General features: G+C 69.8%; 19 protein-coding genes and 1 tRNA gene. 8 read left to right on the top strand and 12 right to left on the bottom strand.

Features of this window, described 5'->3' with window-relative positions; all coding sequences use genetic code 11:
• The first annotated feature begins 50 nt into the window (after window positions 1-50).
• Window positions 51-425, top strand: coding sequence for an RNA polymerase-binding protein RbpA (locus HCR12_RS06545; protein WP_166864190.1), 375 nt, complete (start codon window positions 51-53; stop codon window positions 423-425).
• Here HCR12_RS06545 and lnt read toward each other — a convergent pair.
• From lnt to HCR12_RS06590, 9 genes are all read right to left on the bottom strand, one after another.
• Window positions 422-1,993, bottom strand: a complete 1,572-nt coding sequence (gene lnt / locus HCR12_RS06550; RefSeq protein WP_224763703.1) for an apolipoprotein N-acyltransferase — start codon at window positions 1,991-1,993, stop codon at window positions 422-424. The genes HCR12_RS06545 and lnt overlap by 4 nt on opposite strands.
• Entirely contained in the window at window positions 1,993-4,434 is a 2,442-nt protein-coding gene (locus tag HCR12_RS06555; protein ID WP_166864197.1) for a DEAD/DEAH box helicase, read from the bottom strand. The genes lnt and HCR12_RS06555 overlap by 1 nt, the downstream gene beginning before the upstream one ends.
• On the bottom strand, window positions 4,431-5,273 hold the full coding sequence (gene tatC, locus HCR12_RS06560) for a twin-arginine translocase subunit TatC (RefSeq protein ID WP_166864200.1): 843 nt from the start codon (window positions 5,271-5,273) through the stop codon (window positions 4,431-4,433). Before tatC ends, HCR12_RS06555 begins: the two co-directional genes overlap by 4 nt.
• 62 nt (window positions 5,274-5,335) lie before the next feature.
• The gene (gene tatA / locus HCR12_RS06565) at window positions 5,336-5,560 is read right to left on the bottom strand and encodes a twin-arginine translocase TatA/TatE family subunit (RefSeq protein WP_166864204.1); all 225 of its coding nucleotides are present in this window, start codon (window positions 5,558-5,560) and stop codon (window positions 5,336-5,338) included.
• Window positions 5,561-5,598: 38 nt separating this feature from the next.
• The gene (locus HCR12_RS06570; protein ID WP_166864207.1) at window positions 5,599-6,591 is read right to left on the bottom strand and encodes a helix-turn-helix transcriptional regulator; all 993 of its coding nucleotides are present in this window, start codon (window positions 6,589-6,591) and stop codon (window positions 5,599-5,601) included.
• The gene (locus HCR12_RS06575) at window positions 6,584-7,588 is read right to left on the bottom strand and encodes a helix-turn-helix transcriptional regulator (protein WP_224763704.1); all 1,005 of its coding nucleotides are present in this window, start codon (window positions 7,586-7,588) and stop codon (window positions 6,584-6,586) included. Before HCR12_RS06575 ends, HCR12_RS06570 begins: the two co-directional genes overlap by 8 nt.
• The gene (locus HCR12_RS06580) at window positions 7,585-8,583 is read right to left on the bottom strand and encodes an FKBP-type peptidyl-prolyl cis-trans isomerase (protein WP_191412368.1); all 999 of its coding nucleotides are present in this window, start codon (window positions 8,581-8,583) and stop codon (window positions 7,585-7,587) included. Before HCR12_RS06580 ends, HCR12_RS06575 begins: the two co-directional genes overlap by 4 nt.
• 53 nt (window positions 8,584-8,636) lie before the next feature.
• Window positions 8,637-9,632: a tRNA (adenine-N1)-methyltransferase gene (locus tag HCR12_RS06585; protein WP_166864216.1), complete on the bottom strand. Its 996-nt coding sequence runs from the start codon at window positions 9,630-9,632 to the stop codon at window positions 8,637-8,639.
• A complete protein-coding gene (locus HCR12_RS06590; RefSeq protein WP_370589339.1) occupies window positions 9,629-10,315 on the bottom strand; it encodes an HAD family hydrolase in 687 nt (228 codons plus the stop codon). Before HCR12_RS06590 ends, HCR12_RS06585 begins: the two co-directional genes overlap by 4 nt.
• A 67-nt stretch (window positions 10,316-10,382) precedes the next feature.
• Here HCR12_RS06590 and HCR12_RS06595 point away from each other — a divergent pair, with 67 nt between their 5' ends.
• Window positions 10,383-11,237, top strand: coding sequence for a PAC2 family protein (locus HCR12_RS06595; RefSeq protein ID WP_166864219.1), 855 nt, complete (start codon window positions 10,383-10,385; stop codon window positions 11,235-11,237).
• Window positions 11,238-11,247: 10 nt separating this feature from the next.
• Here the strand turns inward: HCR12_RS06595 and HCR12_RS06600 are convergent, their stop codons facing one another.
• Together HCR12_RS06600 and HCR12_RS06605 are read right to left on the bottom strand one after the other, a co-directional pair.
• A complete protein-coding gene (locus HCR12_RS06600) occupies window positions 11,248-12,105 on the bottom strand; it encodes an undecaprenyl-diphosphate phosphatase (RefSeq protein ID WP_166864222.1) in 858 nt (285 codons plus the stop codon).
• Between the two features lie 57 nt (window positions 12,106-12,162).
• Window positions 12,163-13,458, bottom strand: a complete 1,296-nt coding sequence (locus HCR12_RS06605; RefSeq protein WP_166864225.1) for a M20/M25/M40 family metallo-hydrolase — start codon at window positions 13,456-13,458, stop codon at window positions 12,163-12,165.
• Window positions 13,459-13,587: 129 nt separating this feature from the next.
• Between HCR12_RS06605 and HCR12_RS06610 the strand changes: the two genes are divergently transcribed.
• From HCR12_RS06610 to HCR12_RS06635, 6 genes are all read left to right on the top strand, one after another.
• Window positions 13,588-13,670: transfer RNA gene (locus tag HCR12_RS06610), tRNA-Leu, on the top strand.
• 183 nt (window positions 13,671-13,853) lie between these two features.
• Window positions 13,854-14,483, top strand: coding sequence for a DUF1294 domain-containing protein (locus HCR12_RS06615; RefSeq protein WP_166864228.1), 630 nt, complete (start codon window positions 13,854-13,856; stop codon window positions 14,481-14,483).
• A gap of 35 nt (window positions 14,484-14,518) precedes the next feature.
• Window positions 14,519-15,232 carry a hypothetical protein gene (locus HCR12_RS06620; RefSeq protein WP_166864231.1) on the top strand — a complete coding sequence of 238 codons (714 nt, stop codon included), beginning with the start codon at window positions 14,519-14,521 and terminating at the stop codon, window positions 15,230-15,232.
• A gap of 128 nt (window positions 15,233-15,360) precedes the next feature.
• Entirely contained in the window at window positions 15,361-15,654 is a 294-nt protein-coding gene (locus tag HCR12_RS06625; RefSeq protein WP_166864234.1) for a DUF1905 domain-containing protein, read from the top strand.
• A 42-nt stretch (window positions 15,655-15,696) separates the two neighbouring features.
• Window positions 15,697-17,259, top strand: a complete 1,563-nt coding sequence (locus HCR12_RS06630; protein WP_166864238.1) for a DNA polymerase Y family protein — start codon at window positions 15,697-15,699, stop codon at window positions 17,257-17,259.
• Entirely contained in the window at window positions 17,259-20,654 is a 3,396-nt protein-coding gene (locus HCR12_RS06635) for an error-prone DNA polymerase (RefSeq protein WP_166864241.1), read from the top strand. Before HCR12_RS06630 ends, HCR12_RS06635 begins: the two co-directional genes overlap by 1 nt.
• A 38-nt stretch (window positions 20,655-20,692) precedes the next feature.
• Here the strand turns inward: HCR12_RS06635 and HCR12_RS06640 are convergent, their stop codons facing one another.
• Window positions 20,693-21,928 carry an aspartate aminotransferase type Ic gene (locus tag HCR12_RS06640; RefSeq protein WP_166864244.1) on the bottom strand — a complete coding sequence of 412 codons (1,236 nt, stop codon included), beginning with the start codon at window positions 21,926-21,928 and terminating at the stop codon, window positions 20,693-20,695.
• Between the last annotated feature and the right edge of the window lies 1 nt (window position 21,929).

Consider the following 21,929-nt stretch of genomic DNA (forward strand, 5'->3'; position numbering starts at 1 on the left):
CTCGCGCGCCACGCGCGCACCACCCCCCACGGCGCAGAGGAGGCCACACAATGGCGGATCGTAGTTTGCGCGGAATGCGACTCGGAGCTCAGAGCATGCAGAGCGAAGAGGGAGTCGAGTTCTCGCCCCGCAAGAAGGCGGTGTACCGCTCGGAAGACGGGACCACTTTCGAGGTGATTTTCGCTGCCGAGGCCGACGTGCCCGACACGTGGGAATCGCCCCGAACGGGGCTCGAAGGACGACTGGTCGGTGAAGACGGAAATCTCGTAGAATCCGTGGAGGCCGAGACCAAGGCCGCCCGCACCCACTGGGACATGCTGCTCGAGCGCCGCACGCGCGCCGAGCTCGAGGAGATCCTGCAGGAGCGCCTCGAGTACCTGCGTGCTCGTCGCGGCGAAGGCTCCAAGAGCTCGAAGACCGCTTAGCGGATCGGTCGGCGCGCAGCCGATGTGCGCCGACCGAACCGGCTCGCGAGAGCTCCGATGAGCACTCCGAGAGCGGCGAACGACACACCCCATTCGACCCCCGCGCCGGCGACGGCCGCGGGGGTCGTCGTCGTGGAGAGGGGCACCTCCGCCACCATCGCGGCTGCCGTGAAGGTCGGCAGCTCATCGAGCACCCGCCCGTCGGGGAGGATGATCGCACTTGCGCCGACGGTCGAGATGTTGACCACGGTGCGCGAGAGCTCCATCGCGCGGATGCGCGCGATCTCGAGCTGCTGAACGCTTTCGTCGGTGCGTCCGAAGTCCGCGTTGTTGGTCTGGGCGAAGATGATCTCAGCCCCCTCCGCGACCATCGCGCGCAGGATCGCGTCATCGACGATGTCGAAGCAGATCGCGATGCCAGCCAGGATCTCGCGTCCGTCCGAGCCGACATCGACCACCGTGTCGGTGGTGCCCGGGGTGTATTCCCGTTGGATCATGTCGATGAGGTCGGGGGCGAACTGACGCCAGAAGGCGCGGTCGGGAACGTATTCACCGAACGGCACGGGATGCTTCTTGTCGTAGAAGTCGCCCGCGCCTTCGCCGTCGCGCCACACGAGCGATGTGTTGAAGTACTCCTCGCCGCGCGCGGTGATGACGCCCGCGACGAGGGGCGCGCCCGTCGTGCGCGAGATCTGGTCGAACACGAGCGCCGCGGCCGGCACGCGAAGCGGGTCGAGGTCGGACGCACCCTCCGGCCACACCACGACGTCGACGTCCTCATCGACGAGCTCGAGGGTCGCGACCGCCTGATCGCGCAGGTTGTCGCCGCGCTGCTCGGGTGGGTCGAAGTAGCCGGCCTTGGCATTTCCCTGGACGGCAGCGACACGGATGCCGCCCGACGACGCGGCGTCCCAGCCCGGCACCGCGATGAACGTCGCGGCCATCAGGGTGACCGCGATGACACGCTGAGGGGCGGGGAGAGTCGTCTCTCGCGCCGCGCTCACTCCGAACGCGACGAGCAGCACCATGGCGAAGCTGACGCCCGAGACCCCGAGCCACGGGAACAGGTCGGCCATCGGGCTCTCCGCCTGCGAGAGCGCAACCCGCCCCCAGGCGAAGCCGCCGTACGGCCACACGTTCGCGACCGCTTCGCGCAGCGTCCAGAGCCCGGCGACCACGAACGGAAGCAGGAGCATGCGCCCTGCTCGCGAATCGATCGCGCGCGGGATCACGCGTGTCGCGAGCGCGATGAGCACCGTGCCCGCCCCGCACCACAGCGCCATGACGGTGGACAGCGCCGCCCACGGGATCGGGCCGAGGAACGTCGTCGCCCACTCGATGTGGCTGAGATAGAACGTCGCCCCGAACACGAGACCCACGAGGGCCGCCCCGCTGTTGCTGCGCCCATAGGCCGCGACGAGCACGAGCGCGATGCCGACGAACGCGAGCGGCCACCACCCGCGATCGGGGAACGCCCCGTCGAGCAGGAAGCCCCCCGCGGCGGCGAGAAGCACAGCACCCGACAGCGGTGTGAAGGGGCGCGTGTGCCGGTCCGTGGGCGTCTCCATCATGTGACGCTCGTGTAGGCCACGATCCCGCGGCGGATGCCGTCGATGGCGACGCGCGCCGTTCGGCCCAGCTCCCCGTCACCGACGATCGAGATCTGGTCGAGAAGATCCACGATCTGCTTCATCCAGCGCACGAAGTCACCGGCGGCGAGGTCGGTGTCGCGCAGAACCGCGTCGAGCCGCGCTCCGCCCGCCCAGAGGTGCGTCGCGAGGGCGAGGCTCGCCGACAGCGGCGCGGTCTCGGGCAGGCGCCGTTCCTGCTCCGCGTCGCTCAGCCGCACCCAGATGTCCTCGGTCGCACTGAAGACGTCGCGGAAGCGTCCGCGCGGAAGTCCGCGCTCGATGGCGTCCTCGCGCCGGGGCTCGTACACGAGCGCGCTTGCGAGGGCGGCGAGGGTCGGAGCATCGACCCCGTTCCAGATGCCCGAACGGAGGCACTCGGCCACGAGCAGGTCGCGATCGCCGTAGATGCGCCGCAGCTGACGACCCGCAGCTGTCACCACGACCTCGCCGTTCTCGTCGCGCGCGAGGTAGTCGAGGTCGAGCAGCAGCTCGGTGATCCGGTCGAACACCTGCGCGACGGCGCCCGTGCGGCCCCGCACCTGCGAGCGGATGCGATCCGTGTCGCGCTTCAGGCGCCACCAGCGCTCCGCCCAGCGCGCATGCGCCTCGCGGTCGTTGCACGCGTGGCAGGGATGCTGCTTCATCCGGCGACGGAGGTCGACGATGCGTCGCTGACGACGTTCGCGGTCTCCGCGGGAGGAATCCTGATTCCGAGCCTGCTTGCGTTCGAGATCCGCGAGCTCTCGGCGGATGGCGGAGTACTCGGAGAAGTCGCCCAGGTGGCACGTCATCGCCTCGGCATAGCCCGCAAGCGACTTCTCCTGCTCGCGCACCTTGCGGGCGAGATCCACGACCGCGCGGTCCGCCTGGAACTGCGCGAACGAGCTCTCGAGCACACGACGGGTGCGCTCCCGACCGAACTGCTCGATGAGGTTGACGGCCATATTGTAGGTCGGGCGGAAGCTCGAATTGAGCGGGTAGGTGCGACGCGAGGCGAGTGAGGCGACCGCCTGCGGATCGAGCCCTGCGAGCCACTGGATGACCGAGTGGCCCTCGACGTCGATCCCGCGGCGTCCGGCGCGACCGGTGAGCTGGGTGTACTCCCCCGCCGTGATCGGCACGCGCGCCTCGCCGTTGAACTTCTCGAGCTTCTCGAGCACGACCGTGCGGGCAGGCATGTTGACCCCCAGCGCGAGGGTCTCGGTCGCGAAGACGACCTTCAGGAGCTTGCGCTGGAACAGCTCCTCCACGACCTCCTTGAAGGTCGGGATCATGCCCGCATGGTGGGCGGCGACGCCGCGTTCGAGACCTTCGCGCCATCCGTAGTAGCCGAGCACGCCGAGATCCTCGTCGCGCAGCCCCGCGCAGCGCTCCTCGACGAGATGCCGGATCTCGTCCCGCTCCCAGCGCTCCGTGAGCACCACGTCCGAACGCAGTACCTGCTCGACCGCCTGATCGCAGCCGTTGCGGCTGAACACGAAGAAGATCGCGGGCAGCAGGTGGCGGTCCTGCAGGGTCCGCACGACCTGCGGGCGGTCGACGCGGTCGCGCTGGAAACCTCCGCGGGTGTCGCGACGGCCGGGATTGGGGCCGCGATACGTGCCTGAACCGCCTCGGCCCCCGGCGACGGCGAGTCGCGTGAGCTCAGGATTCACTCGGGGCGGCGCGCCCGGGTCCTGTGCCCCGTCGAAGAGCTCCACGAGCTTTCCCCGAACGAGGACATGCTGCTCGAGCGGCACAGGGCGGCGTTCCGACACGATCACGTCGGTGTCGCCGCGCACCGCCTGCAGCCAGTCGCCGAACTCCTCGGCGTTCGAGACGGTTGCCGAGAGCGACACCATCCGCACCGGGCGGGGAAGGTGGATGATGACCTCCTCCCACACGGGCCCGCGGAAGCGGTCAGCGAGGTAGTGCACCTCGTCCATCACCACGTAGGCGAGGTCGGTGAGCAGATCGGAATCCGCGTAGAGCATGTTCCGCAGCACCTCGGTCGTCATGACGACGACGCGGGCTCCGGAGTTGATGTTGGTGTCCCCCGTGAGCAGGCCCACGTTCTCGGCGCCATGCTCGGCGGCGAGCTCCGAGTACTTCTGGTTGCTGAGGGCCTTCATCGGCGTCGTGTAGAACACCTTCGCCCGTGCCTCAGCGAGGGCGAGATGCACCGCGAACTCCGCGACGATCGTCTTGCCGGCACCGGTCGGGGCGGCGACGAGCACACTGCGCCCCTCCTCCAGCGATCGGCACGCCTCGATCTGGAACTCGTCGAGCTCGATCGGGAGCTTCTCGCGGAAGCGCTGCAGATGGGGGGTGCGCGCTCGAGACCGCGCGGCGGCGTACCGCTCCGACGGCGACGGCGTCTCGTCGGCCCCGGCGCTCACGCCGACCCCAGCTCCGCGTCGATGTTCGCCTCGATGGCCGCTCGACGCTTCGCGACGATGCGATCGTGCCAGACCGCGATGCCCACGGCGCCGAAGTACAGGACGATCATCGGGCCCGCGAGCAGGAACATCGACACGACATCCGCGGCGGGAGTGGCCATGGCGGTGAAGACGGTGATCGCGAGGATCGCCCAGCGCCAGCCGCGCAGGATCGTCATGCCCTGCAGCACACCCGCGAAGTTCAGCAGCACGAGGAACACGGGGAGGACGAACGCGATGCCCACAGCGAGGATGAGCTTGAGCACGAAGTCGAGGTAGGTGCGCGCCTCATAGAGCGTCGTCGCTCCCTCAGGCACGAACTGGAACATGAGCTCGACGATGCGCGGCAGAACGAACCAACCCGCGAGGCATCCCGCCAGGAACAGCGGCACAGCCGTGAGGATGAAGGCGAGCGTGTAGCGCTTCTCCTTGCGGGTGAGGCCCGGAACGAAGAAGGCGAAGATCTGGTAGAGCCATGCCGGGCTCGACACCACGACGCCCGCGACGAGCGCGATCTGGAACCGCACATCGAACGCACCCGTGACGTTGGTGAAGTTGAGCGCGACGCGATCGGCGTCGAGCCCTTCGCGCTCCGCGATGCTGTACACCGGATCACTGATCGCCGTCCACGTGCCCACACCGTTGAGGGCCTTCGCGGCACCGGGGATGATCGGGTCGATCAGCTCCCCCAGCCAGCCGATGTCGTAGAGCATCCAGCCGACGATCGCGCCGATGACGACAGCGAGTCCCGCACGCATGAGGCGCTTGCGGAGCTCCACGAGATGCTCGGCGAGGGACATCCGCCCCTCAGGATTCGCCTGTCGGGATCGCTTCTGCCGGGCCGGGCGTTCGGCCGCCGTCATTACTTCTTGTCGGTGGAGGTGCCCGACGCGGTGGGCTCCTCATCGGCGGCGGTGCTGCCGGAGTCCTTGCTCTCGTCGCGCATCTCCTTGCGGAAGATCTTGATCGACTGGCCCAGGCTCTTCGAGAGAGCGGGAAGCTTGGTGGCGCCGAACAGCAGAAGCACCACGACGAGAATCAGCAGCCAGCTCCACGGCTGCATCGCGGCAAGCGGGAAAATGAACATCGTTCCGTCCTCGGGTGCTCGGTGAAGGTGGTCACAGTCTACGCGTAGCGGGCAAGGCCCGCTGAAGCCCATTCGGATACGATCTCGCGGGCCTGCTCGGGCTCGACGACGCGCACCGCTCCGGGCATGCTCGCGATGAGCCGCTTGAGCCCGTGATAGTGGGAGACGCGGATCGTCGTGCGCACCCGGTCTCCGACCGTGGCGAAGCTCGAATCGTCGGCGAGGTAATCGGTGAGCAGCGCGAGCGACTCCGGTGTGGCCTCGATCGTCACGATGAGGTCGTCCGCGGAGGGCTCGAACAGATTCCGCGAGAGGGTGATGCTCTCGACATCGTGTTCGATCGGGGTGTCGGTGATCGCGATGTCGCTCATCCGGTCGAAGCGGAAGGTGCGCACGGCGCCGCGCAGGTGGCACCATCCGCGCAGGTAGAGATCGTTGTCGATCGACTCGACGCGCAGCGGATCGACCTCGCGCGCTTCGCGCTCATCGCGGGAGTTGACGTAGCCGAACGCGAGGCGGCGCCCCTGGTTCATAGCGCTCTGCACGATGTCGAGCGCATCCCGCGAGGGGCCGTCGGCGACGGCGAGGGCGCTCGGGGCGGCGGAGGCGCCGCGCGAGAGCTTGTCGACGAGCGTGCGCAGGGTCGTGCTGTTGGCGTTCTCGGGCAGCACCTGCAGGTAGCGCAGGCCCGCGATGAGTGCCGCCGCTTCGCGCGCGGAGAGGCGGGGAGCCTCGTCGATCGCGACGTGGTGGGTGATCGCGATCTCGCCGCGGTCGAAGGCGTCCCAGTCGATGTCGAACAGGTCACCGGGCAGGTACGCCGCCGTCTCGCCGGGGACACCGCTCAAGGCGACGAGGGTCACCGCTTCCCGGATCTGCTTCTCATCGACATCGAAATGCGCGGCCGCCTCGGCGACCGTCACCCGGTCGTTGTCGAGCAGCCACGGCACGAGCGAGATGAGGAACGCGAGCTTGTCGCGCACCTGCACGGGGGCCGCGCGATCTGCGGGGCGTCGACGCTTCTCAGCCATGTGCATCCACCGTCGCCTTCAGTCGAGCGATGACGGCGTCCCGCAGAGTCGCGGGCGAGAGCACCTGGACTTCGGGGCCGAAGCCAGCGAGCTCATCGGCGAAGATCGCCTCGTCGAGATAATGCACGCGCAGCGTGTCGGGGCCGATCTCGGCCGTGCCGCGGCGGTGTGTGAGCCGCGATGCGGCATCGGACCCTGCGTGCACCAGGATCTCGGCCTCATTCGCCTGCCACACGGCGTCGAGTCCTGCGACGGCCGCGGCCGAGTGATCACCCGTGCGCTCGTGCGGAGGCTGCTGAGACAGGGGCGTGACGCCGCCGACGATGCGTCGGAGAAGGAAGGTGCGATCCGCGCCGGACGCGAGCTCCACCGCGCTCAGATGCCAGCGGCCCTCGTACTGCACGAGCGCGAGCGGATACACCTCACGCTGGCGAGCGCGCTCCTCCCCCGGCTTGAGGTAGCTGAAGCGCACCGCGATGCGCTTGTCGATCGCCTGGCTGAGGGGCTCGAACGACTCCTCACGCAGACGGATCCTGGGTGCGAATCCGATGAGCGGGTCGTCGGTCGAGATGCCGAGCGCGCGCAGCTTGGTGAGCGCACGGCGCGACTCGCCGCTGAGCGAGCCCTCCTGCCAGACACGCGCCGCGAGGTTCAGCAGTGCCACCTCGTCGGAGGTGAACCGCACATCGTCCGGGAGATCGTAGGCGCCCTTGGGGATGCGGTAGCGGAGGTTGTGGTTGTCGGACTCGTCGCCGATGAGCGACACCGTCTCGATCGGCACGCCGAGCTCGCGGATGCTCTCCTTGTCGCGCTCGAACTTGCGATCGAGCGACGCAGGATCGACGCCCGCAGCATGGTCCTGGGCGTACCCGCGCACCGTCTGCAGGATCTCGGCCTTCGTCAGGCCCGATTCTGTCGCGAGCAGCGCGAGGACCAGGCTGAACTGGCGGTCCTCTGCCGGGACCGCCCGCTTCGCCTTCCCGTGTGCCGCGCTCACTCCGCCTGGTTCTGGATTCCGACCACGTCGATGACGTAGATGATGGTGGAGCCGTCCTGTGCGCCGGCCGGCCATGCGCCGGGCGCGTACGAGTCGGCGGGGGCGACGACCGCGAGGATCTGCGAGCCGACCGACGCGCCGATCACGGCGTCGTAGAAGCCCTGAGTGAGGCCCGTGGCACCCGTCGGGTCCACCGACATGGGCGCGGTGAGCGGGACACCCGCCCAGGTCGACTGCAGCTTCGTGGGCTTCTCGCCCTCGGCGGGCCAGATCCAGGAAGCGATCTGCAGAACGACGTCGTCGCCCTCCTCGACCTTCTCGCCGCTTCCGGCCTTGATGGTCGAGATGCGCGTCTCGGCGGGCGCCTCGGCGGCGGGCACCGTGATGCCGACGGTGCCGTCAGGCGCCGTCACCACGGTGGGCATGCCGTCGAGCGGGAGCTGGTTGATGCCGTCGGCCTTGCCGAGGAACACGGACTGGACGTCGACGATGAACACGATCTCGGCGTCGGGTGCGATGCCGAGCGACGACAGGTCCAGACCCGAGTCTGCCGAGCTCGAGACGAGCGCGATGCGCTGCCCCGGCTGCGCGCACACGAGGGCGTCGGCGAGTGCACCGGCGGACTCGGCGCCCGTGGGGACGGCGCCTGCGCGGTAGCGCACACCCGGGGATCCGTCGAAGTTCGTGGTGATGAGCTGGCGTCCGCTGGCGGCGTCGAACACGGCGGCGTCGAAGTCGACGGTCATGCCCTTCTGCGCGACGGGTCCGTCGCCCTCCTCGAGAACAGCGAGCTGCGGGGCATCGACCGTGAGGGTCGGGAAGTCGACCTTCGGCAGCGATCCGACGGGGCCCGATGCGGTCACGAGCGAGGCGCTCTCACCGCGCGCCACGAAGGGCGAGCACGAGTCGGCCGGATCGACGGTGCATCCCGACAGGGATGCGGCGGCGACGATCGCGATCGCGGCGGAGCTGAGAAGCGCGGGATTGCGGCGCACGAAGCCTTCTTTCCTGGCGGGCGTGACAGTGAAATGCACGGGGCGTGATGATTCTACTGATCTGAGGAGGGGTCGTCGGACCCCTCCCGGGATGTCGACGGCCCACCGGCCACGAGATCGCGCGAATCCCGCAGCACTCGGCGGATCCGCTTGTCCGTCTTGTCGCGCACCCCGAGGGCGCCCGGGGTCCAGAGCTCGACGTCTTCCTCCGAGTACTCGGTCTTCGAGGCGCGTCGCACGGGCTTCGGGAGAACCGCGCCGGGAGCGAGACGACGAGCGGCGATGAGGAACGCGGTGTGCGCGACCATGCGGTGGTCGGGTCGCACCGCGAGGCCCTCGACGTGCCAGCCGCGGATGAGCGTCTCGGACGACGCCGGCTCGGTGTAGAGGCCCGTCTCGCGAATCGCCTCGGCGACACGCGAGAGCTGGGTCGCGGTGGCCACGTAGCAGACGAGCACGCCGCCAGGGGCGAGCGCCTCCGAGACCGACTCGAGGCACTCCCACGGGGCGAGCATGTCCAGCACGATGCGGTCGACCGTGCCCGGCTCGACCGCTGCCGGGAGCTCCTCGGCGAGATCGCCGATCCCGATCGACCAGTTCTCGGGCGTGCTGCCGAGGAACGCGGTCACATTGTTGCGTGCGACCTCCGCGAACTCCTCGCGACGCTCAAACGAGAGCAGACGCCCCTCGGGTCCGATCGCACGCAGCAGCCACAGAGACAGCGCACCGGATCCGACGCCCGCTTCGACGACCGTCGCACCGGGGAAGATGTCGGCGACCGCGAGGATCTGCGCCGCGTCCTTCGGGTAGATGATGGCGGCGCCACGCGGCATCGACATCACGAAGTCGCTCAGCAGCGGGCGGAGCGCGAGATACGCGTCGCCGTTGGAGCTCGTGAGCACCGACCCTTCGGGGAGGCCGATGATGGCGTCGTGCTTGATGACCCCGCGGTGGGTGCCGAACTCCGCACCCTTCTTGAGGTTGATGGTGTGCAGTCGGTTCTTGGGGCCCGTGAGCTGCACGCGGTCACCCTCGGCGAAGACGCTCATCGGACATCCTCCGAGAAGAGGGCGCGCAGGTCGTCGAGGCGCACCCCGTCGAGACCCTTCTCGCTGATCACATAGGCAGGGCTCTCGGGGACGTGCACATGGAAAGGCACCGCGAGGGTCGCTGCGCCCGAAGCGACCGCGGAGGCGACGCCGGGCACCGAATCCTCGACGGCGACGCACGCGTGGATGTCGACGCCGAGCAGCTCAGCGGCGCGCAGGTACGGCGCCGGGTGCGGCTTCGGCTCGTCGACCTCGTCCCCTGCGACGATCGCATCGAACGCGGGCTGCCCGAGGTGCTCGTCGAGGGCGGACGCGATGCGGTCGGCCATGCGGCGGATCGACATCGTCACGAGTGCCGTGGGAACGCCTTCCGCACGCAGCTCGGCGAGGAGCTCGCGCGCCCCAGGGCGCCACGGCACCAGCACCTCGATCTGGGCGAGGACGCGATCCGTCAGCGTCTCGATGATCTCGGGCACTGAGAGACCCACGCCCTGCGACTGGAAGACGAGCGCGGAGTCCTCGAGCCCGGAGCCCACGAGCTGCAGGCCGTCCTCCTGGGTCCAGGTGCCGCCCCACTCGGCCACGAGACCGACTTCAGCGTTCAGCCAGTAGGGCTCGGTGTCGACGAGGGTGCCGTCCATGTCGAACAGGACAGCAGCGGGAACCGGACTCGAAGTGCTCACGACGGGCAAGTCTACGGGCGCGGACCTATCCTCTTAGAGACGCCCGAACGGGCGGGAAGGTGGTTCGGTGACTGACCGCGGTGAGGAATGGGGTCTCGGAGGCTCGACGCTCGTCGTCGCCTTCGAGGGCTGGAACGACGCCGGAGAGGCTGCATCCTCGGCGGTGAGGCGTCTGCGCGATCAGCTGGGGCTCGTCCCGTTCGTCGAACTCGAGCCCGAAGACTACTTCGACTTCCAGTTCAATCGGCCGCTCATCGCCTTCGATGACAACGGCGATCGCGTGATCACCTGGCCGAGTGTCGTGCTCTCGGGCACCCCGGATCGCAGCGAAGGCGTGCACGTCCTGCTCGGCACGGAGCCGTCGCGCGGATGGAAGACGTTCGCCGAGGAGGTGCTCGACGCCGTCTCGGTGTGCGGCATCGAGCGCATCGTGTTCCTCGGTGCGATGCTCGCCGACGTCCCCCACACGCGTCCGATCTCCGTCTACGCCTCCAGCGAGAACGCGGAGGTGCGCGAGGAGTTCGACCTCGAGCGGTCGACCTACGAAGGACCCGTCGGCATCATCTCGGTGCTCGCGGATGCCGCCGAGACAGCCGGCATCCCCACGATCTCGATCTGGGCATCCGTGCCCCATTACGTGCACAACGCCCCCTCGCCGAAGGCCACTCTCGCGCTTCTCGAACGACTCGAGGACTTCATCTCCGTCGAGGTCGAACGTGGAACCCTCGACGATGACGCGGTCGCGTGGGAGCGCGGCATCGATGCGCTCGCGGGCGACGACGACGACATGTCGGCCTACATCGAGCAGCTCGAGCAGGCGCGCGACACCGTCGACTCCCCCGAGGCCTCGGGGGATGCGATCGCCGAGGAGTTCGAGAAGTACCTCCGCAAGCGCGACGACGACACCCCGCCCGCGCCCTGAGCAGACGGCCTCAGCTCGAAAGCGGCTGCAGCACGCCCATGCTCAGCAGCACGATGAGCGCGGTTCCGAGCAGGATCCGGTAGATCACGAACGGCAGGAACGAGCGCTTCTCGAGGTAGCGCATGAGGAACGCGATCACCGCGTAGCCGACGGCGAAGGCCACCACGGTGGCTACAGCGGTCTCGGCGACGCCGTATGCGTTCGTGCCGGGCTCCCGCAGCGACGTCGCCAGCTCGTAGAAGCCGCTTCCGAAGACGGCGGGCACCGCGAGCAGGAACGCGAAGCGCGCAGCTGCGGTGCGGGTGTAGCCGAGAGCGAGGCCCGCGCTGATGGATGCGCCGGAGCGGCTCACACCCGGCACGAGCGCGAGCATCTGGGCGAAGCCGATCAGGATGCCGTCGCGGTACCCCATGTCGGTGAGCCCCTTGACGCGGCGTCCGAAGGCGTCGGCGGCCCACAGCAGCAGACCGAAGCCGATGAGCACGAATGCCGTGATCCAGAGCGAGCGAAGCGCGTCGCGGATCAGATCCTGCAGGAAGAACCCCGCGAGGACGATCGGAACGGTGCCGATGATGATCAGCCAGCCGAGACGCACATCCGGGTCGTTCTTCGGAACGCTCGCCGCGTGCGATCCGCTCGGCGAACGGAATGAGCGGAACCACCGCCCGATGATGCGGGTGATGTCCTTCCAGAAGTAGATGAGGACGGCCGTCTCCGTGCCGAGCTGCGTGATCGCCGTGAAGGTCGCACCCGGGTCCCCCCACTGCGCGAGGTCGCCGAAGATGCGCAGGTGCGCGCTCGACGAGATCGGCAGGAACTCGGTGAGGCCCTGGAGGATGCCCAGGATGATCGCTTCGAGGAAGTCCACGAGCAACGATTCTGTCACCCGCGTGGGCGCGACGACTCCGCCGCGCGGGTGAACCCGCTACGCCTCGAGCAGGAAGTCGGTGAGCACCGCGCGTCCGAAGGCGAGCGCGTCGAGCGGAACACGCTCATCGACGCCGTGGAACATCGCCGGGAAGTCGAGTCCGGGACCGAGCTTGAGCGGAGCGAAGCCGTAGCCGGTGATCCCCAGCGCACTGAGCGCCTTGTTGTCGGTGCCGCCGGAGAGCAGATACGGCAGAACCTCGGCCTCCGGGTCGTGGCGCTGGAGGGTCGAGACCATCGTCTCGACGAGCGCACCCGAGAAGGGCTGCTCCAGCCCCACCTCGTTCACGAGCACCTCGATCTCGATGTCAGGGCCGGCGAGCTCACGCAGGATCGCGATCGTCTCCTCCTCGCGGCCCGCGAACGGGCGCACGTCGATGAGCGCCTCGGCGCGGTCGGGGATGACGTTGTGCTTGTACCCGGCCTCCAGGACGGTGGGGTTCGAGGTGGTGCGCAGGGTGGAACGCAGGAATCCCGCGGCGAGACCCGTGCTCTCGATGAGCTCCACGGGATCCGAATCGGGGTCGGCGTCGAGAACCCGACGGAGGCCGTCGAGCATCGCGTGCGTCGTCGGCCCGTAGGAGATCGGCCACTCGTGACGTCCGATGCGCACGATCGCCTCGGCGAGCTTGGTGACGGCGTTGTCGTGGATGAGGCGCGAGCCATGAGCTGCGACGCCGCGAGCGATGAGCTTGATCCAGACGAGCGCCTTCTCGCCGGTCTGCAGCAGGTAGGCGCGCTGGCCTCCGAGATCGATCGAGTAGCCACCCACCTCGCTGATCGCCTCCGTGGCGCCCGCGAAGAGCTCCGGGTGGTTCTCGACGGCGAATCGGGAGCCGAACTCTCCCCCGTTCTCCTCGTCGGCGAAGAACGCGATCACGAGATCGCGTGCGGGCTGGCGGCCCGAGCGCAGGATGTCGCCGAGGCTCGTGAGGATCATGGCGTCCATGTCCTTCATGTCGACGGCGCCGCGGCCCCACAGCATCCCGTCGCGGATCTCGCCCGCGAACGGGTCGACGCTCCAGTTGGCGGGGTCGGCCGGCACCACGTCGAGGTGGCCGTGCACCACGAGCGCGGCCCGTGAGGAATCGGCGCCGGGGATGCGGGCGAAGACGCTCGTGCGCCCCGGGGCCGCGTCGATGAGGCGGGAGGAGACGCCCATGCTCGCGAGCTCCGCCTCGACGTACTGAGCGGCCTCCGACTCCCCCTTGGAGCGCCCCTGACCCCAGTTCGTGGTGTCGAAGCGAATCAGATCGCGTGCGATTCTCGCCGTGTCTTCCAGGGGTTTCTCCATGCGACCACCGTACCCGCGGGGTGCCGGACGGGGATGAGGGTGCGTGCGTGTGCATTTGCACTCCATGAAGCGTGGTAATGTCTTTCTCGGCGCTCGGAGCGGTGAAAACCGCGAAACAGCAGCTGACTCGCGCGGGTGGCGGAATGGTAGACGCGCTAGCTTGAGGTGCTAGTGTCCTTCGGGACGTGGGGGTTCAAGTCCCCCTTCGCGCACGAGTCTGAAGGCCCCGGATCATCGATCCGGGGCCTTCGTCGTTCTCCGGCTCTGGGCAGTGCGGATCGGCATCGCAGCGAATCGCGATCGACGCATCCATCGTCCTCACCCAGAAAGATGACTCGTCATCTCTGCGCGTCGCGGCGCGTGGGGGGCGATTCCGGCTTAGCATCGCGTTCACCATGAAACCCGGTCCCGTGCGCATGACAGGCGTGCTGACGGCTTGGAATGATGGACGCGGCTTCGGGTTCATCGCCCCCACGCTCGGCGGCACGGACATCTTCGTGCACGTGTCGGCGTTCCCCGAGGGCTCCGAGCGCCCCGCCGTCGGTGACGAGATCGATTACGTGCTGCAGCTCTCTCCCGATGGGCGCCCGCGGGCCGCCTCGGCGCGGCTGCAACGGCGAGCTCCTGTGCCCGCGCGGGTGCGCCGCGCCGTGCCTCCCCCGCGTTCGAGCCCTTTCGGGTATCTCTCGATCCTCGCGTTCGGGTGCATCGTGCTCATCTCGAGCCAGCTCGCCCCGGTCCCCCTCTGGGTGTTCGTGCTCTACGGCGGGGCGAGCCTGGTGGCATTCATCGCCTACGCGGTCGACAAACGGGCCGCCCGGCTGCAGGCCTGGCGCGTCGAAGAGGGGTCGCTGCTCGCCCTCGGACTCATCGGCGGCTGGCCGGGTGCGATCCTCGCCCAGCAGGTGTTCCGGCACAAGACGCTCAAAGTGAGCTTCCAGCGGATGTTCTGGGTCACCGTCGTGCTCAACGTGCTCGGCTTCGTCGTGCTCAGCTGGATCGCCAGGGTGACGGAGATCGTCTAGGCGCGCTGTCGGCAGATCGACGTACACTCGAATGCATGTTCGAGAGTGCGGTGCAGAAGCACACGGAGCGGATCGACGAGCTGCGCGACCGCATCCGCGGGATGGAGCGTACGCGCCTTGACGATCGCACGCTGCCCACCTCCGATGCTCTGTCCTCTCTGCTGCCACGAGGTGCTCTCCTCGCAGGGGGCAGCTATGCGATCGACGGGTCGACGGCGCTTGCCCTCGAACTTGCGCGCGAACCCAGCGCGACGGGGTCGTGGTGCGCCATCGTCGGTCTCCCCGACCTGGGCGTCGAGGCTGCAGCCACCGCGGGGCTCGATCTGGATCGCCTCGTTCTCGTGCCGCACCCGGGTGAGCAGTGGTTCGCTGTGGTCTCGGCGCTCATCGATGCGGTCGGCGTGGTGATCGTGCAGCCGCCGGCGCGCACGCGCGTCGGCGAGGCGATGGCGACACGGCTCTCGTCGCGACTGCGTCAGCGTGAATCCGTGCTCATCGCGATGGGGGCCTGGCCCCGTGTGCAGGCGCGCCTGTCGATCACCGAGAGCGACTGGGCGGGCCTCGGGTCGGGCTTCGGGCACCTGAGCGCTCGCCAGGTGACGGTCGCGTCGAGCTCCCCCGCCTGGCAGGGGCGTCAGCGTGCACGGCGGCTGTGGCTGCCGGATGCCGAAGGCAGCGTCGCCCCCGTCGTGCCGCGCATCGGAGCAGATGCAGCCTCCTTCCTGCATGGCCCCCGCGCGAGCGCCTGACGCTCGCCCCGTCCGCCCGTGGCCCCGTGCGCCCCGCCGCCCCATCCTCTCGAAGGTGAGGGGGCGGAGGTGAGGGGGCGGAAGGCGGCGTCCAGCCGGATGGCGGGGCCCGCGCGTAGGCTGACGCCGTGCGTTTCGAGTTCCGAGCCGAGGTGCGCCCATGGAAGGTGCGCCGTGACGACTGGTACTTCGTCGACGTGCCCGCCGAGTTCTCGGCGGAGATCCGGGAATGGGCGGATGCGCGTCCGCGAGCGGGCTTCGGCGCGGTGAAGGTCGCCGCCGGCATCGGGGCCACGCACTGGTCGACGTCGATCTTCCCTGACTCTGGCGTCTATGTGCTCGCCCTCAATGCGCGCGTGCGCCGGGCGGAGGGTATCGAGTACGGCGACGAGGTCGACGTCGAGATCGAGATCGTCGACTGATCTCAGATTGATTCCTTCGAACATCTGTTCGAAGATGGAGGGGTGAACTCCTCCGCTCCCCGACTGCTCGTCGTGCACGCCCCCGACTGGGCTGTGCGCGCGCAGGCGCGAGCGGCGCGGTGCGACGAGCACGCGCCCGTCGCGCTCATCGGGAAGGGGAGGGTGGTCGGATGCACCGCCGCCGCCCGCGCCGAGGGGGTGCGCGAGGGCATGCGTCAGCGCGAGGCGCAGGGGCGCTGCCCCGGGCTCCACATTCTCCGCGACGACCCGTCCGTCGCGGTGCGCGCCTTCGAACCTGTGCTCGCGGCGCTGGATGAGGCGCTGCCCGGATGGCATCTCGTGCGGCCCGGAACGGCGGCCATCCGGGCGCGCGGCCCGGCACGCTATTACGGCAGCGAGGCTGCGGCGGCCCATACGGCGCTCGGCATCGCCGAGCAGCACGGCGCGGAGGGCATCCAGGTGGGCGTGGCGGCCGGGCTCTTCGCCGCCGAGCTCGCTGCCCTCGCTCCCCCGCGCCGCACAGCCCCCTCCGCGCGCCCCCAGGATCGGGTGCGCATCGTGCCGACCGCATCCACCGCAGCCTTCCTCGGCGATCTTCCCGTGGCGGCACTCGGCGAGCCGGAGCTCGCCACCCTGCTCCCCCGGCTCGGCATCCGCACGCTCGCCGAGTTCGCCGCGCTCGAGCCGTCGCACGTCATCGCCCGCTTCGGGCCTTCGGGGGCGCGCGTGCATGCGCTCGCCCGCGGGGTCGATCCGCGGCCCGCGACCCCGCGCATCCCTCCGCGCGACATCGAGGCGCTCGTCGACTTCGAACCTGCCGCCCAGCGCGTCGACGAGGTCGCCTTCGGCGTGCGCGCCGCGTGCGACGACTTCGTGCAGGAGCTGCTCGCCGAGCGGCTCGTGTGCACGGCGCTGCGCGTCGAGCTGCACGGGGACCGCGGCGAGCATGAGGAGCGCGTGTGGCTGCATCCGCGGTCGTTCACCGCGGCCGAGGTCGTCGATCGCGTGCGATGGCAGCTGCAGGCCGCGGATGCGCTGCGCTCGGGGGTCGTGCGCGTGCGCGTGACCCCGGATGCCGTCGACCCCGTGCACACGCACGAGGCGGGGCTCTGGGGCACGGGCCCCGATGATCGCGTGCACTCGGTGCTGTCGCGCGTGCAGGGCATGGTGGGGCATCGGGGCGTGCTGGTCCCCCGCGTGACGGGCGGCCGCCGCCCCGCGGATCGGCAGACGCTCGTGCCGTGGGGCGACCGGGCGCCTGCCGTGCGCGAGCGCACGCAGCCGTGGCCGGGTGCCCTCCCCGATCCGCCGCCCACGACCGTCTTCGCGATGCCGCGTCCGCTGCGTGTGGAGGACGTCGATGGTCGCGCTGTCGCGGTGGATGATCGCGGATCCGTGAGCGCCTCACCTGCGGTGCTCGTCTCGCAGACGGGTACCCGCCGCGAGCTCACGGCGTGGGCGGGGCCGTGGCCGCTCGAGGAGCGCTGGTGGGATCCGGCTTCCGCGCGCACCGTGCACCGCATGCAGGCGGTCGACAGCACCGGATGCGCCTGGCTGCTCGTGCTGGATGCCGAGGGCTGGTGGGCGGAAGGGCGGTACGACTGATGGGCTGGAGCAACCCGCCCATGCCCTGGGCGCAGTTCGAACGCACGCTGAGCGGGGTCCCCCCGGAGGCGCGCGACGGCGGCGACGGCCCCGCGTTCTCCCGTAAGCGCGGCCCGTACGCACCCCCACCCGGCATGGTCCGCGACCCTGACGCGCTTCCCGCGGCCGAGCTGCACGCGCATTCGAGCTTCAGCTTCCTCGACGGCGCCTCCTCGCCCGAGGAACTGCTCGAGGAGGCCGAGCGCCTGGGGCTCAGCGCCCTCGCGATCGTCGACCACGACACCCTCGCGGGCATCGTGCGGTTCGCGGAGGCTGCCGAGAACTCGAGCGTCGCGACCGTCTTCGGGGCGGAGCTCTCGCTCGGACTGAGCGGCCCGCAGAACGGCGAACCGGATCCGGAGGGCGAGCACCTCGTGGTGCTGGCGCGCGGTCAGGAGGGGTACCACCGGCTCGCGTCGGCGCTCACCGAGGCGAATCTGCGCGGCGGCGAGAAGGGGCGCCCCGTGTACGACCTCGACGATCTCGCGGCGCACGCGGGCGGGCACTGGGCGATCCTCACCGGGTGCCGCAAGGGCGCTGTGCGCCGTGCGCTCGCACGCGACGGCATCGACGCAGCGGGGCGTGCGCTCGATGAGCTCGTCGCCCGGTTCGGGCACGACGCCGTGCATGTCGAGCTCATCGATCAGGGCGACCCGCTCGACTCCGATCGCAACGATGCTCTCGCGGCTCTCGCCGCCTCCCGCGGGCTCCCCGTGCTCGCGACCGGCAACGTGCACTACGCCACCCCGGATCGCCGGCACATCGCCGCCGCCGTGGCGGCGGTGCGCGCGCATCGCAGCCTCGACGAGCTCGACGGATGGCTTCCCGCCTCCGGGGGCGCCCACCTGCGCAGCGGCCGTGAGATGCGCGCACGCTTCGCGCGGTACCCGGGGGCCGTCGAGCACGGGGTCGCTCTCGCTGCGGAGCTCGCCTTCCCGCTGCGTCGGGCGAAGCCCGCGCTGCCGAAGCAGCAGGTGCCCGAGGGGCACACGCCGATGTCGTATCTGCGCGAGCTCGTGTGGGCGGCGGTGCCCGAGCGCTATCCGGATCTCGCCGACGAGGACCGCGCCCGCATCGAGGCGGAGCTCGCCGTCATCGAGAAGAAGGACTTCCCCGGCTACTTCCTCATCGTCCACGACATCGTGGCCTTCGCCCGCAGCCGTGGGATCCTCTGCCAGGGGCGCGGATCTGCCGCCAACTCGGCTGTCTGCTATCTGCTGGGCATCACCGCGGTGGATGCGATCGGGTACCGGCTGCCGTTCGAGCGGTTCCTCTCGGCGCTGCGCGACGAGGAGCCCGACATCGACGTCGACTTCGACTCCGATCGCCGCGAGGAGGTCATCCAGTGGGTCTTCGACACCTACGGCCGTCGCAACGCCGCGCAGGTCGCGAACGTCATCCAGTACCGCCCCAAGAACGCCATCCGGGATGTCGCGAAGGCCCTCGGCTTCAGCCCCGGGCAGCAGGACGCGTGGTCGAAGCAGGTCGACGCGCACGCGTGGAACCTGGAAGCCGGTGCGACGGTCGACTCCGACATCCCCGCGCCGGTGGTGGGCCTGGCGAGGGAGCTGCTGAAGGCTCCGCGGCACCTCGGCATCCATTCGGGCGGCATGGTGCTCACCGATCGTCCGGTGGGCGAGGTGGTGCCGATCGAGCACGCGCGCATGCAGAACCGCACCGTCATCCAGTGGGATAAGGACGACGCCGCCTGGATGGGGCTCGTGAAGTTCGATCTTCTGGGCCTCGGGATCCTCGCGGCGCTGCAGCACAGCTTCGACCTCATCCGGCTCTCGACGGGCGAGGAGTGGACGCTGCAGTCGCTTCCCAAGGAGGAGGCGGCGGTCTACGACATGCTGTGCCGCGCGGATTCGATCGGCGTCTTCCAGGTGGAGTCGCGCGCCCAGATGGGGCTGCTGCCGCGCCTGCAGCCGCGGCGCTTCTACGACCTCGTCGTGCAGATCGCCCTCGTGCGTCCTGGCCCCATCCAGGGCGGCGCCGTGCACCCCTTCGTGCGCCGCAAGCTCGGCACGGAGCCGATCGAGTACGCGCATCCGAAGCTCATCCCGGCTCTCGAGCGCACGCTCGGGGTGCCGGTGTTCCAGGAGCAGCTCATGCAGATGGCGATGGCGGTCGGCGAGTGCACGGGTGAGGATGCCGACCTGCTGCGGCGCGCGATGGGGTCCAAGCGCGGGCTCGAGCGCATCGAGTCGCTGCGGCGGAAGCTCTACGAGGGGATGGCGAGCAACGGTCTCACGGGTGCCGCAGCCGATGAGATCTACGCGAAGATCCAGGCGTTCGCGAACTTCGGCTTCGCCGAGAGCCACAGTCTGAGCTTCGCCCTGCTCGTCTACGCGAGCTCGTGGATCAAGCTGCACTACCCGGCTGCGTTCCTGGCGGGGCTGCTGCGGGCGCAGCCGATGGGCTTCTACTCCCCCGCGACGCTCACCGCGGATGCGCGTCGGCACGGTGTCGAGGTGCGTCGCCCAGACATCCTGCGTTCGGATGTCGACGCCGGCCTCGAACCGCTCTCCCCCGAGACCCCCGTCGCCCCCACGGGGCTTCCGACCTGCGCCGAGCGCATCCACCCTCCCGTGGAGGAGTTCGATCCGTCGGCACCCGATCGCACTCGCGAGCACCGCCGGGATGGCGGCGTCGCCGTGCGCCTCGGGCTCGCCGGGGTGCGGGGCATCGGCGCGAAGCTCGCCAGCCGGATCGTCGCCGAGCGACGGCAGGGCGGTGCGTTCCGCGACATGGAGGATCTCGTGCGCCGGGTGGGGCTCACGACTGCGCAGCTCGAGGCGCTCGCGACGGCGGGCGCGTTCGAGCCTTTCGGGATGCGCAATCGCGAAGCGCTGTGGCGTGCGGGGGCCGCAGCCCAGGATCGCGCGGAGTACCTCGCGGGCACGGTCGTGGCCGTGCAGCCGCCGCTGTTCGCCGACCCGACGGCGTTCGAGACGCTCGCGGGCGATCTGTGGGCGACGGGCATCTCCCCCGATGACCATCCGGTGCGGCACCTGCGCGCGCGGCTCGCCGCACGAGGGGTGCTGCCCGCTTCTGCGCTGCGCGAGGCCGAGAGCGGCCGCCGCATCGAGGTGGCGGGGCTCGTGACGCACCGGCAGCGTCCGGCGACCGCCTCCGGGATCACGTTCATGAACGTGGAGGATGAGACGGGGCTCGTGAACGTCATCTGCGGCGCAGGTTTCTGGGCCAGGCACCGCCGGGTGGCGCGTGACGAACCCGCCGTGATCGTGCGCGGCATCCTCGAGCGCTCACCCGAGGGCGTCATCAATGTGCTCGCGGATGCGATCGAGCCGCTCCGAGCGGGCGTGGAGCACCGCTCCCGCGACTTCCGCTGAACGGCGTTCAGGCACCCGAACGCCGTTCAGGCGGCAGGTCAGGAGTTCGCGAGCTCCGCTTCGGCCAGCAGAACGCACAGCGCGAGCGCCTCGAGCGCCTGCTCGAGGTCGGCCTCGGGCGGCATGGACGGCGCGATGCGGATGACGCTGTCGGCGGGGTCATCGCCGTACGGGAACGCTGCACCGGCGGGCGTCACCGCGATGCCGGCTTCCTTGGCGAGCTGGACGGCGCGCGATGCGGTTCCTGCAGAGGCCGAGAGCGTCACGAAGTATCCGCCCGTCGGACGCGTCCACGTGCCGTGGCCGGTGAGGCGCTCGCTCAGGATCCGCTCGACGAGCGCGAACTTGGGGGCGAGGAGGTCGCGGTGCTTGCGCATGTGCGTGCGCACACCGTCCGCATCGCCGAAGAAGCGCAGGTGGCGCTGCTGGGCGAGCTTGTCGGGTCCGATGGTCTGGAAGCCCGCGTGCGAGCGGTACCAGGCGATGTTCGCGGGCGACGATCCGAAGAACGCGACACCGGCGCCGGCGTGGGTGATCTTCGAGGTCGACGCGTACACGAAAACGCGGTCAGGGTTGCCCGCCTCGGCGGCGAGACCCAGGATGTCGAGCGGCGTCGGCTCCTCCTCGGTGAGGTGGTGCACGGCGTACGCGTTGTCCCAGAAGATGCGGAAGTCGCTCGCGGCTGCGGGAAGTGAGACGAGCGCGCGGGCCGTCTCCTCGTCGACGGTCGCGCCGGTGGGGTTGCCGTACATGGGCACGATCCACATGCCGCGCACGGCCGGGTCCTGCAGGTGGGTGGCGACGACGTCGAGGTCGACCTGGCCATTCTCGAGGTAGGGAACCGGGATCATCCGGATTCCGAGGTGCTCGGTCATCGCGAAGTGGCGGTCGTATCCGGGCGCGGGGCACAGGAACGCGATGTCCTCGTCGCGCCACGGGCGCGAGCCGCCGGGAACGCCGTGCAGGAGCGCGTGGACGATCGTGTCGTGCATCGTCTGCAGGCTCGCGTTGCCGAGCGCCAGGAGCTGGTCGGCGGGGATCTGCAGGAGCTCGCCGAAGATCTCACGCAGCTCGCGCAGTCCGTCGGGACCGCCGTAGTTGCGCAGGTCTGTGCCCGCCGAGTCGAGGTGGTCGTCGCTCAGATCGATGTCGAGCATCGCGTTCGCGAGATCGAGCTGCGCCCCGGACGGCTTGCCGCGGGTGAGGTCGAGGGAGAGGCCACGGGAGCGAAGGGCGTCGTACTCCGCACGGAGCGACTCGAGGGTGTCGGACATG

This window comes from Salinibacterium sp. ZJ70, assembly GCF_011751865.2.
GTDB lineage: Bacteria > Actinomycetota > Actinomycetes > Actinomycetales > Microbacteriaceae > Homoserinibacter.